The organism is Pseudomonas juntendi, assembly GCF_009932375.1.
Lineage (GTDB): Bacteria > Pseudomonadota > Gammaproteobacteria > Pseudomonadales > Pseudomonadaceae > Aquipseudomonas > Aquipseudomonas juntendi.
The window spans coordinates 16313-30976 of sequence record NZ_BLJG01000110.1; the positions used below are offsets into that span (position 1 = coordinate 16313).

Genomic DNA, 14664 nt, shown 5'->3' on the forward strand with positions numbered 1-14664 from the left:
CCCACAGTGCTTGAGCGATCAACTCATCGGGCGTTGGCTGCCGAACTCCACGAAGCGCAGGTTTCGCGCCAACAGGTGCGGCAGTTTTCCCAACGCTTCCCTGATATGACGATCCACGACAGTTATGCCATCCAACGCGAATGGATAGCGCTGCAGCTTGCCCAGGGGCGCAAGGTCATTGGCCACAAGATCGGCCTCACGTCACGGGCCATGCAGATCTCGGCGCAGATCACCGAGCCCGACTACGGCACCTTGCTCGATGACATGCTGTTGGCCGACGGCTCTGAAGTGCAGGCGTCGCGGTTCATCGTCCCGCGCCTGGAGGTCGAGCTGGCGTTCATCCTTGCGCGCCCCCTGCGTGGCCCTGACGTGACCTTGCTCGATGTGCTCAACGCCACTGACTATGTGATGCCTGCCCTTGAACTGATCGATGCGCGAATCGAGCAGTTCGACCGCGATAGCAAGGTGCCCCGCCAGGTGCGCGACACCATCGCCGACAACGCAGCCAACGCCGGGATCATCCTGGGTGGCCGGCCGATGCGGCCCGACCAGGTGGACTGGCGCTGGGCTGGTGCGTTGCTGTTCAAGAACGGGGTCATCGAAGAGTCGGGGCTGGGGGCGGCGGTGCTCAACCACCCCGGCAATGGCGTGGCGTGGCTGGCCAACCGTTTCGCCCTGCATGGCGAAGGCCTTGAAAGCGGGCAGATAATCCTGGGTGGCTCGTTCACGCGCCCGGTCGCATGTGCGCCTGGCGACACTTTCCATGCCGACTACGGCCCGCTCGGTTCGATCTCGCTGAGGTTCGTATGACCGCCCGTTCCTTCCGCGAAGCGCTGGCCTTCGACACGGCGCAAATCGGGTTGTGGCTGGCCCTGGCCGATGCCTACAGCGCTGAAGTCTGCGCTACCGCGGGGTTCGACTGGCTGTTGATCGACGGTGAGCATGGCCCTAACGATCTGCGCACGATTCTGGCCACCCTGCAAAGCCTTGCAGCCTATCCCGGGCACCCCGTGGTGCGCCTGCCGCACGGGGATGCGGCACTGATCAAGCAAGTGCTGGAAACCGGTGCCCTGACGCTGATGGTGCCCATGGTCGAAAACGCCGAACAGGCGCGCGACCTGGTGCGGGCCATGCGCTACCCGCCGCAGGGTGTGCGGGGTGTGGGCTGCGGCCTTGCCCGGTCGTCACGGTGGGGCGCCGATGCGCAGTACCTGACCCAGGCCAACGAGCGGGTGTGCTTGCTGGTTCAGGTAGAAACCGTAGAGGCGCTGGCCAACGTGCAGCAGATCGCCGCGGTGGAGGGGGTGCACGGCGTGTTCTTCGGGCCTGCCGACCTGAGCGCTTCGATGGGCTTGATCGGGCAGCCGGGGCACCCTGAGGTGGTCGCCGCCATCGAGCAGGCGATCGACGTGGTGAACGCTGCAGGAAAAGCGGCCGGGGTACTGAGTACCGACCTTGCCTTGGCACAGCGCTACACGGCGCGAGGCGCACGCTTCGTCGCCGTAGGGGTGGATGCCACGCTGCTGGCGCAAGCGGCACGCACGCTACTGGGGCGCGTCCGGGCACCCGTGTCCGAGGCCGCACCTGCTTCCTCCGGTTATTGAGCCCCAGGCGCTTGATGACCTTCAACAACGACAAAATGGAGTTATCGATGCCATCTGCCCTTATTGACGTGGCCGGTGTACAGGTTTCCCCCGACCACTATATCGACGGCCAGCGGATCGCCTCGGCGACCACCTTTGAGCTTTTCAGCCCCATCGACCAGCAGGTGCTGGGCCATATCGCCGAGGGCGAGGCGGAGCATGTGGAGGCCGCGATCGTGGCCGCCGAGCGTGCCTTCACGTCGTGGAGTGCACTCAGCGCGGCGCAGCGCAAGGTGTACCTCGACCGCTTTTCGGAAGAGATCGGCAAGCGCGCCGACGCCTTTTGCCTGCTGGAAAGCACCGACGCCGGCGTGCTGCTGTCGCGCATGCGCCATGGTGTGATCAACCGCGCCAAACTGAACATCAGCTGGTTTGCCGAGCACGCGCTCACCCTGCAGGATCGCTGCCTGGAAACCGAGCAGGCTACCCACCACATCCGCCATGACCCCGCCGGCGTGGCCGTGATCATCACGCCGTGGAACTCACCGTTGATGCTGGCCACCTGGAAGCTGGGGCCGGCGCTGGCAGCCGGTAACACCTGCATCGTCAAGCCGCCGGAGTGGGCACCCCTGACCAGCTCGTTGCTGGCTGACGCCGCCCACGCCGCCGGTTTGCCGGCCGGGGTGCTCAATATCGTGCAAGGGACCGGGGCGACAACCGGGGCCAAGCTGGTCAGCGACCCGCGGATCGCGCGCATCTCGTTCACCGGCAGCGTGCCCACTGCCAAGGTCATTGCCGGTGCTGCCGCTGCCAACCTGGTGCCCTGCAGCCTGGAACTGGGTGGCAAAAGCGCATTCATCGTGCTCGAGGATGCCGACCTGGATAACGCTGCTGCCACCGCAGCGCTGATGTATCGCAATGCCGGGCAGGTCTGCCTGGCGGGCACCCGGCTGCTGGTGCATGAGCGTGTTGCCGAGCGTTTCGTCGCCGCCATGCGTGGTTACGTGGAAAACCTGGTGGTGGGCGACCCTCGTGATCCGGCGACCGAGGTGGGGCCGGTCATTCACCCGCGCCAGGTCGAACGTATCCAGGGCTTTATCGAGCGTGCGGTCAGTAGCGGGGCACAGGTGCTCTGGGGCGGTGACAAGCACAGCTACGGTGCCCAGTACCTGCAGCCGACCCTGATCGGCAACGTCGAGCAGGCCGACGAGATCGTCCAGAACGAGGTGTTCGGCCCTGTCCTGACCCTGCAGACCTTCAGCAGCGACGCGCAAGCCGTGGCCATGGCCAACGGCACGGACTTCGGCCTCGGCGGGGTGTGCTATGGCGAAACCGTCCACGCCACGGCCGTCGCGCAGCAGGTGCGCACCGGCTTCATCTGGGTCAACAGCTTCGGTATCCGCGACCTTGCCGCACCGTTTGGCGGCATCAAGCGCAGCGGCATCGGCCGCGAGGGGGGCGACTGGAGCTTCGAGTTCTTCTGCGACGTGAAAGACGTGGTCGTGCCGCAAAAGCCGTTCCGCGCCAGTTTCAGCCAGCGATAACAAGGAAAACGAAAAATGGGACAAATAGTCGGCGCGGCGATTGTGTCGCACCACCCAGGCCTGATGCAGTGTGAAGAGTTCCGCCGCGCCATGGGCGCCGGGGAGGACTCTGACCTGATTGCCGGGTTTGCGCGTGTACGCGAAAAAATCCAGGCGCTCAAACCCGATGTGGTAGTGATCTTCGACAGCCACTGGTTCACCACCGGTTATCACCTGGTCGATGCCAGTGCGCGTTATGAAGGGCGCTACACCTCAGATGAAATGCCGTGGTACCTGCATGGCGTGCCCTATGCCTACCGTGGTTACCCGGCGCTGGCGCAAGCCATCGAGCAGGTGTCCCGCGAGCAGGGGGGGTACAACCGGGCAATCGCCCACCCAGACCTGGAGCGCCAGTACGCGACGATCAACGTCATCAAGCTGCTGCGCCTGGAAACCCTGGACATTCCCGTGGTCACCGTCAGCTCCTGTCAGAACTGCGAATGGCCGCAGTTCCTGCAGTCGGGCGAGGCGGTCGGCGAGGCCATCCGGCGCAGTGACCTGCGCGTGGTGCTGCTGGCATCAGGGGCGCTGAGCCACAAGTTCAACGGCATCGACTGGAAGCCCAACAACCCGCGCATTTTCCATGAAAGCAACGTGTCTTCCGCGGCGGCCATGGAGAGTGACAAAGGCGCTATCGCCTTGATGGCCGAAGGGCGCCATGACCAGATTCTGGCGCGCTGGGATGAAGACTACCGGCGCCAGCCGTGGGAAGCGTTCGGTGCCCATTACCTGCAGATGCTGGGTGCATTGGGCGGCGACAAGTTCCAGGGCAGGGGTACTGCGCTGTCGGAATACGAGAACGCCCGCGGTACCGGCAACATCCACGTCTGGTTCGACGTCTGACCGATTTCCAACCACCCCTACAATAATAAGATGAGGCAAACCCATGAACGGTAATGCCGTTACCGGCCCGCTACCGCTGGCCGCGCTGGACATTGAAGAAGCCACCTATTCCCAGGTGACGCGGCGGCTGATTCCTTTCTTGTGCCTGTGCCTGGTCATCGCGTTCCTTGACCGGATCAATGTCAGTTTCGCCAAGCTGCAGATGATGGACGACCTGCAGTTCAGCGAGGCAGTGTACGGCCTGGGTGCAGGCGTGTTCTTTCTCGCCTACTTCCTGTTCGAGCTGCCGAGCAACCTGATCATGCACCGCGTGGGCGCCCGCCGCTGGATCGCGCGCATCATGATCAGCTGGGCGTTGCTCACCGGTGCGATGGCGTTGGTCCATGATCAGACCACGTTCTACATACTGCGCTTTCTGTTGGGCGCCGCGGAAGCAGGGTTCTTCCCCGGCATCGTGCTTTACCTCACCTACTGGTACCCGGTTAACCGCCGCAGCCGGATCATGGCGCTGTTCATGTCGGCGATACCGCTGGCGGGCTTGCTTGGCGGGCTGTTCTCGGGCTGGATCATGGATTCGCTCGATGGCAGCTACGGCATGGCCGGCTGGCAGTGGCTGTTCGTGGTCGAATCGATTCCGTCGCTGATCGTGGGGGTAGCGGTGCTGTTCTACCTGGACGATCGTATCAGCAGCGCCAAGTGGTTGACCGACGAACAGAAGACCTTGCTGCAGGCGCGCATCGACAGCGAAAGCAAGGTGAAAACCGAGCTGTCACTGGGGGCAGTGCTACGCCACCCGTTGGTGTGGATGTTCGCGCTGGTCTATTTCGGGAGCTCCATGGGGCAGTACGGGTTTGGGTTCTGGCTGCCTTCGATCATCAAGGCAACCGGCGTTGAAAGCACCACCCACATCAGCCTGTTGTCGGCAATCCCCTACGCCTTCGGCGTGGTTGCGATGATCCTGGTCGGCCGCCACAGCGACCGTACCGGCGAGCGCCGTTGGCACTATTGCGCGGCTGCCAGCACCGGGGCATTGGGCTTGGCCCTGGCCGTGGTGTTCCAGCACAACACCATGGCCGCGATGTTCGCCCTGACCCTGGCCAGCATGGGCCTGCAGAGCATGGCGCCGATCTTCTGGTCCATGCCCACGGGCATGTTGGGCGGCGTGGCTGCCGCTGCCGGGATCGCCCTGATCAACTCCATCGGCAACCTGGCAGGGTTCTTCAGCCCGTACCTGGTGGGCTGGATCAAGACCAATACCGGTACTACCGCCAGCGCCATGTACATCATTGCCGGCTTCGTGCTGATGGCCGGGTTGGTGGTTGTCGCTTTCGTGCGCACTGGCAAGCGCTGAACATTTCAAGAGGTTAGAAAAAATGGATTTCGAGTTTCCACTCCAGGCCTTGCCTGAAGTCATGCGTGGCCCCCGTGTCGAGCGACGCCGGGTGTTGTTGGGCGGCACCGCGTGCTGGGGCACGCTGATCGAGGAAGGTGACGCGGCCGGGCAATTGCGCCTGGACGATGGTCGGGTGATCGCTGCCGAAGGCCAGGCCTACCTGCCGCCGGTCAACCCCGGCAAGATCATCGCTGTGCACATCAGCTACAGCTCGCGGAGTTTCGAAACACGCAACAAGGCCAAGCCCACCGAGACCCCGACGTATTTCGTCAAGCCGCGCACGTCGCTCAATGGGCATGAAGGGCAGATCCACAAACCCGCAGACTGCCAGTACCTGAACTACGAGGGCGAGTACGCCGTGGTGATCGGGCGCAACTGCCGTAACGTCACCCCCGATGAAGCCTGGGCCTACATCGAAGGTTTCTGCCCGGCGCTGGACATGGGCCTGCAGGATTTCCGCGACACCGACCAGGGCAGCATGCTGCGCGTCAAAGGCGCCGACACGCTGCTGCCGATCGGCCCGGGCATCGTGCGCGGGGTGAACCTGTTCGAGCAGACGCTGCGCACCTACGTCAACGGCCAGGTGGTCCAGCAGGCCCACATCGGTGATGAAACCATCTGGGGCCCGCATTACGTGATCGCCGACCTGGCGCGGCATATCACCCTGGAGGCGGGCGACGTCATTCTCATGGGCACGCCGTGCCACTCGCGCAGTATCGGCGCGGGCGACGTGGTGGAGTGCGAGGTGACCGGCATCGGCCGCATTCGTGGGCAGGTCATTGCCATCGACGCACCGCGCGCCAGTGCGCTGGGTGTCGGCCATCAACCCACCGACAGCCCGGAAGTTCGCCGTGTGGCCCTGGGGTTCGACGAGCGTGTGCCGTCGTTACTGAAGGACAACCTCGCGCGCGCCCGCGAACGGGGCTGATGTGCCAGTGGCAGCGCCGCGCGGGGTGAGCGCTGCCGGTCTTTAGGATGTGGGAGTAGCCCAAAGCGATGTATTGCAATTTCATCGACGGAAAATGGGTCGAGGGCCAAGCGGTCTCGACCAACATCAACCCCTCTGATACCCGAGATATCATTGGGCACTACGCACGCGCCAGCGAAGCCCAGGCGCAAGCAGCGTTCGCCGCCGCCAGCGAGGCGCTGGCGGAGTGGGCAGCATGGGGGCCGCAACAGCGCAGCGATGCACTGGACAGCATCGGCAGCGAAATTCTGGCCCGCCGTGACGAGTTGGCAGACTTGCTGGCACGGGAGGAGGGCAAGGCCTTGCCCGATGCCCGCGGCGAGGTGCTGCGGGCGGGGCAGATCTTCAAGTTCTTTGCCGGTGAGTGCCTGCGCCTGCCAGGCGAGCTGCTGGCTTCCACCCGCCCGGGCATGACGGTGGAGATTACCCGTGAACCGATAGGCGTGGTGACGGTGATCACCCCGTGGAATTTCCCGCTGGCGATTCCGGCCTGGAAGATTGCCCCAGCCTTGGCCTACGGCAATACCGTGGTGTTCAAACCCGCTGAACTGGTGCCTGGTTGCGCCTGGGTGCTCGCTGAAATCATCAGCCGCGCTGGCCTGCCTGCCGGCGCATTCAACCTGGTGATGGGCAGCAGCCGCGAGATCGGTAATGTGCTGCTGAACGACCCCAGGCTGGCGGCCATCAGCTTTACCGGTTCGGAGGGCACTGGCCGCAAGGTGGCGCAAGCAGCAGTCGGCCGCCCAGGTGGCATGGCGCGCTTCCAGCTGGAGATGGGCGGCAAGAACCCACTGGTGGTGCTGGATGATGCCGATATCGAGGTGGCCGTGGCCTGCGCCCTCGACGGCGCGTATCACGCAACCGGGCAACGCTGCACGGCATCGTCACGGCTGATCGTGACCGACAAGGTCCATGACCGCTTTGTGGCGGCGATGCTGGCGAAGCTGCCAGGCTTGCAGGTGGGCGATGCGCGCAACCCGGCAACCCGGATTGGCCCGGTGGTGGATGCCGCGCAACTCGCCCAGGACGTCGACTATATCCAGCTGGGCCAGCGCGAAGGCGCTGAGCTGGTGTACGGCGGCCAGGCCATTGCAGAGGTCGAGGGCAAGCCCGGCTTCTACCTGACGCCCGCGTTGTTCGTCGGCGCTTCGCCGGCCATGCGTATCTGCCAGGAAGAGATTTTCGGCCCGGTGGCGGCGGTGATCCGGGTGGCGGATGCCGAGCAGGCGTTGGCCGTGGCCAATGCAACGCCTTATGGCTTGTCGGCCGGGGTGTGCACGACCTCCCTCAAGCAGGCTGCGCGGTTCAAGCGCGGGCTGCAAGCCGGCATGGTCATGATCAACGCGCCGACCGCAGGGGTCGACCCCCATGCGCCCTTTGGCGGGCGCAAAGGCTCCAGTTACGGGCCCAGGGAGCAAGGCCGTTATGCGGCCGAGTTCTTCACCCAGGTGAAAACCAGCTACATCAACCCGTGAGCCCGGCCTGGAAGTGAGCGGCAGCGCGCTGGTACAGCAGCGCTGCCATCTCGGCCCTGGTTTCAACGGTAATGGCAGCCGCATGCGGGGAGAGAATGACGTTGGGCAGGGTGGCGAGGCGGCTGTCGAGTGCCGGTTCGCTGGCGAACACATCCAGCGCCGCGGCTGCGATGACGCCTTGGCCCAACGCCTGGATCAGGTCATCTTCCGCGACCACGGAGCCTCGCGAGATATTGATCAGCGTGCCAGCGCTGCCTAGCGCCTGCAGCACCTGGCTACCGACCAGCCGGTCGGTGGCGGGGGTTGCAGGGCAGCACAGCACCAGCACATCACACCAGGCCGCCAGTTGCTCGATGTGATCGAAATAGGCAAGCCCGGCTGCCGGCTTTGGCCTGGGCGTGTGGTAGCCCACCTCAAGCCCCAGCCCCTGCATGCGCTGGGCCACCAGCGAGCCTATCTTGCCCAACCCCACAATGCCGACTTTGCTGCCACTGACGCGGCGGGTGGGTGTGAAGGCTTCCTTGCCCCACTGGCCGGCCCGGACGAAGCGATCCGCCTGGGTAACCCTGCGCTTGGCGGCATACAGCAAAGCCACGGCGTAATCAGCGGTGTCTTTGGTAACCGCGTCAGCGGTGTTGAACACCTCGATGTGCCGTGCTGCCGCTTCAGCCAGGTCGATGCGGTCCAGGCCGGCACCGTTGCACAGAATCAGTTGCAAACGCGGCAACTGGGCCATCTGCTGAGCGCTGGCACCGACCATGCTGGTGGTCACGGCCACTTCGATCTGCTCGGGCGCTTCGGCCTGCGCGATGGGGCACAACTCGAAGCGCGCCCGCAGGCGGCGCTCCAGCATGTCGGGAATGGGCCCGAGATTGACGATGGTCGGCATGTTCAATGGTCCTTGCAGGTGGGTTTCGCCTTGCCGCAGCAGGCATCAGTGCCCGCGATACGTTGGCTTGCGCTTTTCCAGGAAGGCAGTCATGCCTTCTTTCTGGTCTTCGCTGTCGAACAGTTGCACGAAGGCGCTTCTTTCAAGCTTCAACATGCTATGCAGGGGGGCGTCCTCACCGGTGGCCAGCAGTGCCTTGATCGCCCGCACGGCCAAGGGCGGCTGAGCGGCGATACGCGCGGCGATGGCACATGCGCGCTGCAGTGCAGCGCCTTGGTCACACACTTCGGAAAGCATGCCGGCATTGAAAGCCTGTTCAGCGCTGAGGGGTTCACCTGTGAGGGTGAGCAACGCCGTGCGGTACTTGCCGATGGTGCGCAGCAGGCGCTGGGTGCCGCCTGCCCCTGGCATGATGCCAACGTTGATTTCCGGTTGGCCGAGGCGCGCCGTGCGCGAGGCAATGATGATGTCGCAGGCCAGGGCCAACTCGCAGCCGCCACCCAGGGCGTAGCCCTCGATCGCGGCGATCACCGGCTTTTCGCAGCGGTCGACGACTTCGAACAGGCGTCCGGTTTGCAGGGCCGTGTGTTGAGTAGGGGTCATGTCGCGCATCTCGGCGATATCCGTGCCAGCGACGAAATAGCCACCTGCACCGGTGATCACCAAGGCATGCACGCGCGGGTCGCCTGCCAGTGCCTCTACGGCCTCGGCCAGCAGCTGTTTGATTTCCAGGTTCAGGGCGTTGCGCCGCTCTGGCCGGTCGAGGGTGATGATGGCGTAGCCATCTGTGTGAATCTGCTGGTGAACGGGGTTTGTCGAAGGCATGTTCGGGCTCTATTCAGCGTGGTTCCAGGGCGTGTTGGTCAGTGCCTTGCGGCGCAGCAGCGCATTGGCGCGGTAGCGGCCATCGGGGCAGGCGCGGGCCAGGTTGTCCAGCACGGTGACCACGTTGTGGTTGCCGAAGGCGTCGGCCCAGGCCAGCGGGCCCACCGGGTAGTTGACCCCCTTGAGCATGGCAAGGTCGACCGCCTGCGCGGTGGCGATGCCTTGGCTGACGGCCTGCGCCGCTTCGTTGGCAAGCATGCACAGCGTGCGTGTCACGAGCATGCCCGCCACGTCGTCGATGATGACCACCTGCTTGCCCAGCGCCTGGAAAAAGCCAACCACGCTATCCAGGGAGGCGCGCCTGCAGGTGTCGGCGCCGCTGAGCACGACCAGGGAGGCTGCTTCAAGGTGGGTGGAGGCGTCGAACAGCACGACCTGGTCTAGTTCCTGGGCGGTCGCCAGCGCGAGGGCAGTCAGCCCGAGGCAAGGGCGTAGCTGCACGCCGTCGACCATCAGGTAGCCGTCGCCGTTGTGCCTTTCGATAGGGCAGCCACGTTCCTCGGCCAAGTGCCGAACGGTTTGCGCCCCAGGAAAATCGCCAAATTGCTGGACCAGCGTCGGTTGCGGGCAAGCGGCTTCATAGGTGATGCCATCGGGCGTCGAGCCCGGGTCGTAGCGGTAGAAGCCGCGGCCGGTCTTGCGGCCCAGCCACCCTGCGTCCACCAGTGCTTTCTGGGTGAGCGAAGGGCGGTAGCGAGGGTCCTGGAAGAAGGCGTCGTAAATGCTTCGCGTCACCGCAAAATTGGTGTCGTGGCCGATCAGGTCCATCAGCTCCAGCGGCCCCATGCGAAACCCGCCTGCATCGCGCAACGCGGCATCGATCACTGCAGCAGGCGCCACTTGGTCTTCCAGGCCCAGCAGGGCTTCGGCGTAGAACGGGCGGGCCACGCGGTTGACGATGAAGCCTGGCGTTGACTTGCACTCGACTGGGCATTTGCCCCACTGGGCGGCCAGTTCGCTGACCTGGGCTACCACGGTTGCGCAGGTGGCTTCGCCTTTGACCACCTCGACCAGCGGCAGCACCGTTGCCGGGTTGAAGAAATGCATGCCGACCATGCGCTGCGGCCTTTGCAGGGTTGCCGCGATCGCCGTGATCGAAATGGAGGAGGTGTTGCTGGCGAGGATGGTGTGCTCGCCGACCACTGCTTCGAGTGCGCTGAACAGTTGTTGCTTGATTTCCAGGTTTTCGATGATGGCTTCCACCACCAGTGCGCACGCCGAGAGTTCGCTCAACTCGGCTGCCAGGGTCAGCCGGGCCAGGCATTCGTCCCGTTGCCGGGCAGTCAGGTGCCCGCGCTTGACCCATCGATCCAGCGAGGCGGTGACGCTTTCGGCGCCCTGGGTCAGCGCTTGCTGGCGCGTGTCGTGCAGGTACACGGCATGCCCGGCTCGCAAGGCCACGGCGACGATGCCCGCACCCATCGTGCCTGCCCCTATGATGCCAATGCTGGCTGTTTTGCTCAGTGCGGTGCTCATGCCTGATACCCGTGTGACAGTGCGAATGATGCCAACACTGTACGTACACGAGGCCTTAAAGGTCAATAGGATGACCTATAGAATTAACTGCCAATGGACCTTAAAGGCTAATAATGCAAACCTATGGTTTATGCGATACTGCCGCCGCGCGATCAAGGCATGCCCCACGGGCTCACAAACGAGAAGAATTGATGAAAGACCTAGATGCATTGGCCAGCAAGTCAGGCATTGATTTCAGCCGCAGTGGCGTAGCCCGCTACATCCAGCTGGCCACATTGTTCCGCCGCAGGATCGAGCAAGGCCTGTGGCCGGTAGGTGGGCAGATACCCACGGTGGATGACCTTGCCGCGGAGTGCAGCGTGGCTCGCGCAACGGTGCGTCAAGCGCTGGACATCCTCGAAGAGGACAAGCTGATACGGCGCTTCCGTGCCAAGGGCACTTTCGTCATCCAGCAGCCACAAGAGCAGATGTGGTGTGAAGTGCCCACCGACTGGTCGGGCCTGTTGCTGTCACCGGAAGGGGTCACGACAGAGGTGCTGTCTTTCGACGTCAAGGCCCAGCCTGTCAATGTGCAGCACAAGATCGGTGAAATGGCACAGGAGTACCGGTGCTGGCGGCGCCGCCACCTGCGCGAAGGCAAACCGTATTACATCGGCAACGCATTCATCGATGCGCGGCTGGTGCGCAAGATTCCGGCGAAACTGCTTGAAACCCACACGACCTTGCGAATTCTCAAGGACCTGCCCGGCCTGACGCTGAAGGAAGTGCACCAGACCATCACCATTGGCACGGCAGACCTGGCGACTGCAGAGGCGCTGGAGATCCCGCTCAATGCCCCGGTTGCCTATTGTTACCGGTCTGCCATCGATGACCAGGGGCGGTTGGTGTTCGTCGGGGATGGGGTATACCGAGGTGACGTGGTCAGGCTCGACGTCAAGGTCAGCGTATGACTGGCCGGATGACGCTGCATTGGTCGCCACTGTCGCCGTTCGTGCGCAAGGTCATGTGCGTGATCCATGAACACCGGCTGGGAGGCCAGGTGCGCTGTGTGCGCACCAAGGTCTCCCGGCACGTGCCCAATGCTGCGCTGCTGGCGATCAACCCGTTGATGCGCATTCCAACACTGGAGCTGGGTAACGGCTCGGTGTTGTTCGATTCTGTGGTGATCTGTGAATACCTCGATACCCTCGGGCACGGCCCGGGGCTGTACCCGCAGCAGGCCGACAGGCGTTGGCAAGCCTTGCGCTGGCAGGCGTTGGGCGATGGCTTGTGTGACACGCTGATTGCATGGCGACATGAACGTGAGCGGCCCGAGGCCCAACAGCAGCAGGACTTCCTGCACGCCAGCGCACTCAAGCTCTCATCGACCCTGCAATTGCTGGAGCATGAGGTGGCGCAACTGGATACGGTTGCCTACGGAATTGGCCATATCGCGATCGGCTGCGCCCTGGGCTACCTGGCGGTTCGCTTCGCCGACGTGCCGTGGCATGCCAGCCACCCCCAGCTTGCCCAATGGCAGCAGCGCTTCGAGGCGCGCGAATCCAGCCGGTTGAGCGCGCCTGCGCACGCCTGAGAAAAAATCATTGCACGGGGGATGGCAAGCGCTTTTCAGATAGGTCTATACTGAAAAGGTCATAAAGTTAGCACATAGGATCAAAAGTGACCTTTGTCTCTACTCCCCACCCGGCAAGCCAAGCGATGACCCTGCACTGGTCGCCGCGCTCACCGTTCGTACGCAAGGTGATGATCGTACTGCACGAAACGGGTCTGCTCGACCGCGTCACCTGCGTGCGCAATGTCGTGGGCATGAACCAGCTCAATGAGCAGGTCATGCTCGACAACCCCTTGAACAAGATCCCGACGCTGGTGCTGGCCGATGGCCGCAAGCTCTACGACTCGCGTGTCATCTGTGACTTCCTCGATGGCCTGCACAATGGCACCAGGCTGGTCCCGGCCGACCGTGCCCGTTACCTGCAAGCCATGACCTGGCAAGCGCTGGGCGACGGATTCATCGATGTGCTGTTGCTGTGGCGCAACTGGTACATCGACCGTGGCTTGCCCCACGACTGTGCCGACGACCCCTTTCTCAATGCCTTCAACGCAAAATGCCAAGCCGTGCTCGCCGCCCTGGAAGCCCAGGCTGCCGAGCTTGAAGCCGCACCCTTCGGGCTAGGCCATATCGCCATCGGTTGTGCGCTTGGCCAGCTGGATTTTCGCTGGTCATTCATTGCCTGGCGCCCTGGCCACCCGGCCCTGGCGCACTGGTATCAGCAGTTCCGGTCGCGCCCCGCGGTGGCCGCGACCGCAATTCGTGATGACAACGCGCCGAGCGCCACCTAACTCTGGAGTCCATAACATGGCAGGCCCACTTTCACATATCCGCGTTCTCGATCTGAGCCGGATCATGGCAGGCCCCTGGTCGGGACAGGTTCTGGCTGACCTCGGTGCTGACGTAATCAAAGTCGAGCGCCCCGAGGTCGGGGATGACACCCGTACCTGGGGGCCTCCCTTCCTCAAAGACCAAGCAGGCAACGCGACGAAAGAAGCCGGCTACTACCTGTCGGTCAACCGCGGCAAACGCTCGGTCACCGTCGACCTGGCGGACCCGGCCGGGCAGCAGGTGGTCAGGGAGCTGGCGGCCGCGTCGGATATAGTCCTGGAGAACTTCAAGGTCGGTACCTTGAGCCGCTACGGGCTGGGTTACGACGATCTCAAGGCGGTAAAGCCGGATATCATCTACTGCTCCATTACCGGGTTCGGGCAAACCGGACCCAAGCGTGACAACGCCGCCTACGATTTCATGATCCAGGCCATGGGCGGCTTGATGAGCGTGACCGGGGAGCGGGACGACCTGCCGGGCGGTGGGCCACAGAAGGTCGGTATCCCGATCGTCGACATCATGACCGGCATGTATGCCACCGTGGCGGTGCTGGCTGCACTGGCGCACCGCGAGCGCACCGGTGAGGGCGAGTACATCGACCTGGCCATGCTGGATGTGCAGACGGCGGTGCTGGCGAACCAGGCCATGAACCACCTGGTATCGGGCAAGATCCCGCAGCGCGCTGGCAATCGCCACCCGAACATCCAGCCACAAGACGTTTTCAAGTGCGCCGATGGCCACATCGTGCTGGCGGTAGGCAACGACGGTCAGTTCCGGCGTTTCTGCGAAGTGATTGCAGCGCCAGCACTGGCCGACGATCCCCTGTATGCCACCAACCAGGCCCGGGTCGACAACCTGCCGTCCTTGCTGCGCCTTATCGCCGAGCGGCTTGCCGAGCGCCCGCTGCAGGAATGGCTGAGCGCGCTGGAAGCAGCCAAGGTGCCGTGCGGGCCGATCAACACGGTGCCCATGGTGTTCGCCGACGAGCAGGTGCAGGCCCGAGAAATGCTGCGCCAGCTGCCCCACCCACTGGCCGGCGTGGTACCGCAAGTGGTAAGCCCTATTCGCCTGCGCAATGCCAGCCTGGATTTCAACCGTGCACCGCCGCTGTTGGGCCAGCACACGGCTGAGGTGTTGCGTGAGCTTGGCATCACGATCCCTGTTCCATCCGCCGCCTCGCAGGAGTGAGT

At 63.9% G+C, this 14664-nt stretch carries 14 protein-coding genes; 11 read left to right on the top strand and 3 right to left on the bottom strand.

Annotated elements, in window-relative coordinates; genetic code table 11:
* Positions 1-6: 6 nt before the first annotated feature.
* From hpaH to GYA94_RS15415, 7 genes are all read left to right on the top strand, one after another.
* On the top strand, positions 7-810 hold the full coding sequence (hpaH, locus tag GYA94_RS15385) for a 2-oxo-hept-4-ene-1,7-dioate hydratase (RefSeq protein ID WP_054911584.1): 804 nt from the start codon (positions 7-9) through the stop codon (positions 808-810).
* Positions 807-1604: an aldolase/citrate lyase family protein gene (locus tag GYA94_RS15390; RefSeq protein ID WP_161892632.1), complete on the top strand. Its 798-nt coding sequence runs from the start codon at positions 807-809 to the stop codon at positions 1602-1604. The genes hpaH and GYA94_RS15390 overlap by 4 nt, the downstream gene beginning before the upstream one ends.
* A 47-nt stretch (positions 1605-1651) precedes the next feature.
* Entirely contained in the window at positions 1652-3127 is a 1476-nt protein-coding gene (locus GYA94_RS15395; RefSeq protein WP_110676508.1) for an aldehyde dehydrogenase family protein, read from the top strand.
* Positions 3128-3142: 15 nt separating this feature from the next.
* Complete coding sequence (locus GYA94_RS15400) at positions 3143-4009, top strand: DODA-type extradiol aromatic ring-opening family dioxygenase (protein WP_054911582.1); 867 nt, start codon at positions 3143-3145, stop codon at positions 4007-4009.
* Between the two features lie 43 nt (positions 4010-4052).
* On the top strand, positions 4053-5360 hold the full coding sequence (locus GYA94_RS15405) for an MFS transporter (RefSeq protein ID WP_110676468.1): 1308 nt from the start codon (positions 4053-4055) through the stop codon (positions 5358-5360).
* A 22-nt stretch (positions 5361-5382) separates the two neighbouring features.
* Positions 5383-6330, top strand: a complete 948-nt coding sequence (locus GYA94_RS15410; protein ID WP_110676466.1) for a fumarylacetoacetate hydrolase family protein — start codon at positions 5383-5385, stop codon at positions 6328-6330.
* A 68-nt stretch (positions 6331-6398) separates the two neighbouring features.
* Positions 6399-7844, top strand: a complete 1446-nt coding sequence (locus GYA94_RS15415; RefSeq protein WP_161892633.1) for an aldehyde dehydrogenase family protein — start codon at positions 6399-6401, stop codon at positions 7842-7844.
* Here GYA94_RS15415 and GYA94_RS15420 read toward each other — a convergent pair.
* The 3 genes from GYA94_RS15420 to GYA94_RS15430 are packed head-to-tail and all read right to left on the bottom strand — an operon-like array spanning position 7834 to position 11094.
* Positions 7834-8733, bottom strand: a complete 900-nt coding sequence (locus GYA94_RS15420) for a 2-hydroxyacid dehydrogenase (protein WP_161892634.1) — start codon at positions 8731-8733, stop codon at positions 7834-7836. The two genes, GYA94_RS15415 and GYA94_RS15420, sit on opposite strands and share 11 nt — an antisense overlap.
* Positions 8734-8778: 45 nt before the next feature.
* Entirely contained in the window at positions 8779-9558 is a 780-nt protein-coding gene (locus GYA94_RS15425) for an enoyl-CoA hydratase-related protein (RefSeq protein WP_161892635.1), read from the bottom strand.
* A gap of 9 nt (positions 9559-9567) precedes the next feature.
* Positions 9568-11094 (bottom strand): 3-hydroxyacyl-CoA dehydrogenase, encoded by a 1527-nt coding sequence (locus GYA94_RS15430; RefSeq protein ID WP_161892636.1) that lies wholly within the window; start codon positions 11092-11094, stop codon positions 9568-9570.
* Between the two features lie 191 nt (positions 11095-11285).
* On the opposite strand from GYA94_RS15430, the gene GYA94_RS15435 reads away from it, so the two are divergent.
* The 4 genes from GYA94_RS15435 to GYA94_RS15450 all read left to right on the top strand — a co-directional run bounded on the left by GYA94_RS15435 (position 11286) and on the right by GYA94_RS15450 (position 14662).
* Positions 11286-12044 carry a GntR family transcriptional regulator gene (locus GYA94_RS15435; protein ID WP_161892637.1) on the top strand — a complete coding sequence of 253 codons (759 nt, stop codon included), beginning with the start codon at positions 11286-11288 and terminating at the stop codon, positions 12042-12044.
* The gene (locus GYA94_RS15440; RefSeq protein WP_218031600.1) at positions 12041-12667 is read left to right on the top strand and encodes a glutathione S-transferase family protein; all 627 of its coding nucleotides are present in this window, start codon (positions 12041-12043) and stop codon (positions 12665-12667) included. Before GYA94_RS15435 ends, GYA94_RS15440 begins: the two co-directional genes overlap by 4 nt.
* An 86-nt stretch (positions 12668-12753) precedes the next feature.
* Positions 12754-13434 carry a glutathione S-transferase family protein gene (locus GYA94_RS15445; protein ID WP_218031601.1) on the top strand — a complete coding sequence of 227 codons (681 nt, stop codon included), beginning with the start codon at positions 12754-12756 and terminating at the stop codon, positions 13432-13434.
* Between the two features lie 16 nt (positions 13435-13450).
* Positions 13451-14662, top strand: a complete 1212-nt coding sequence (locus GYA94_RS15450) for a CaiB/BaiF CoA transferase family protein (protein ID WP_161892638.1) — start codon at positions 13451-13453, stop codon at positions 14660-14662.
* Positions 14663-14664: the final 2 nt, after the last annotated feature.

Bases quoted from the DNA above. Each gene is read 5' to 3' on its own strand.
- GYA94_RS15390 (WP_161892632.1), top strand. From the start codon at position 807: ATGACCGCCCGTTCCTTCCGCGAAGCGCTGGCCTTCGACACGGCGCAA.
- GYA94_RS15395 (WP_110676508.1), top strand. From the start codon at position 1,652: ATGCCATCTGCCCTTATTGACGTGGCCGGTGTACAGGTTTCCCCCGAC.
- GYA94_RS15400 (WP_054911582.1), top strand. From the start codon at position 3,143: ATGGGACAAATAGTCGGCGCGGCGATTGTGTCGCACCACCCAGGCCTG.
- GYA94_RS15405 (WP_110676468.1), top strand. From the start codon at position 4,053: ATGAACGGTAATGCCGTTACCGGCCCGCTACCGCTGGCCGCGCTGGAC.
- GYA94_RS15410 (WP_110676466.1), top strand. From the start codon at position 5,383: ATGGATTTCGAGTTTCCACTCCAGGCCTTGCCTGAAGTCATGCGTGGC.
- GYA94_RS15415 (WP_161892633.1), top strand. From the start codon at position 6,399: ATGTATTGCAATTTCATCGACGGAAAATGGGTCGAGGGCCAAGCGGTC.
- GYA94_RS15420 (WP_161892634.1), bottom strand. From the start codon at position 8,733: ATGCCGACCATCGTCAATCTCGGGCCCATTCCCGACATGCTGGAGCGC.
- GYA94_RS15425 (WP_161892635.1), bottom strand. From the start codon at position 9,558: ATGCCTTCGACAAACCCCGTTCACCAGCAGATTCACACAGATGGCTAC.
- GYA94_RS15430 (WP_161892636.1), bottom strand. From the start codon at position 11,094: ATGAGCACCGCACTGAGCAAAACAGCCAGCATTGGCATCATAGGGGCA.
- GYA94_RS15435 (WP_161892637.1), top strand. From the start codon at position 11,286: ATGAAAGACCTAGATGCATTGGCCAGCAAGTCAGGCATTGATTTCAGC.
- GYA94_RS15440 (WP_218031600.1), top strand. From the start codon at position 12,041: ATGACTGGCCGGATGACGCTGCATTGGTCGCCACTGTCGCCGTTCGTG.
- GYA94_RS15450 (WP_161892638.1), top strand. From the start codon at position 13,451: ATGGCAGGCCCACTTTCACATATCCGCGTTCTCGATCTGAGCCGGATC.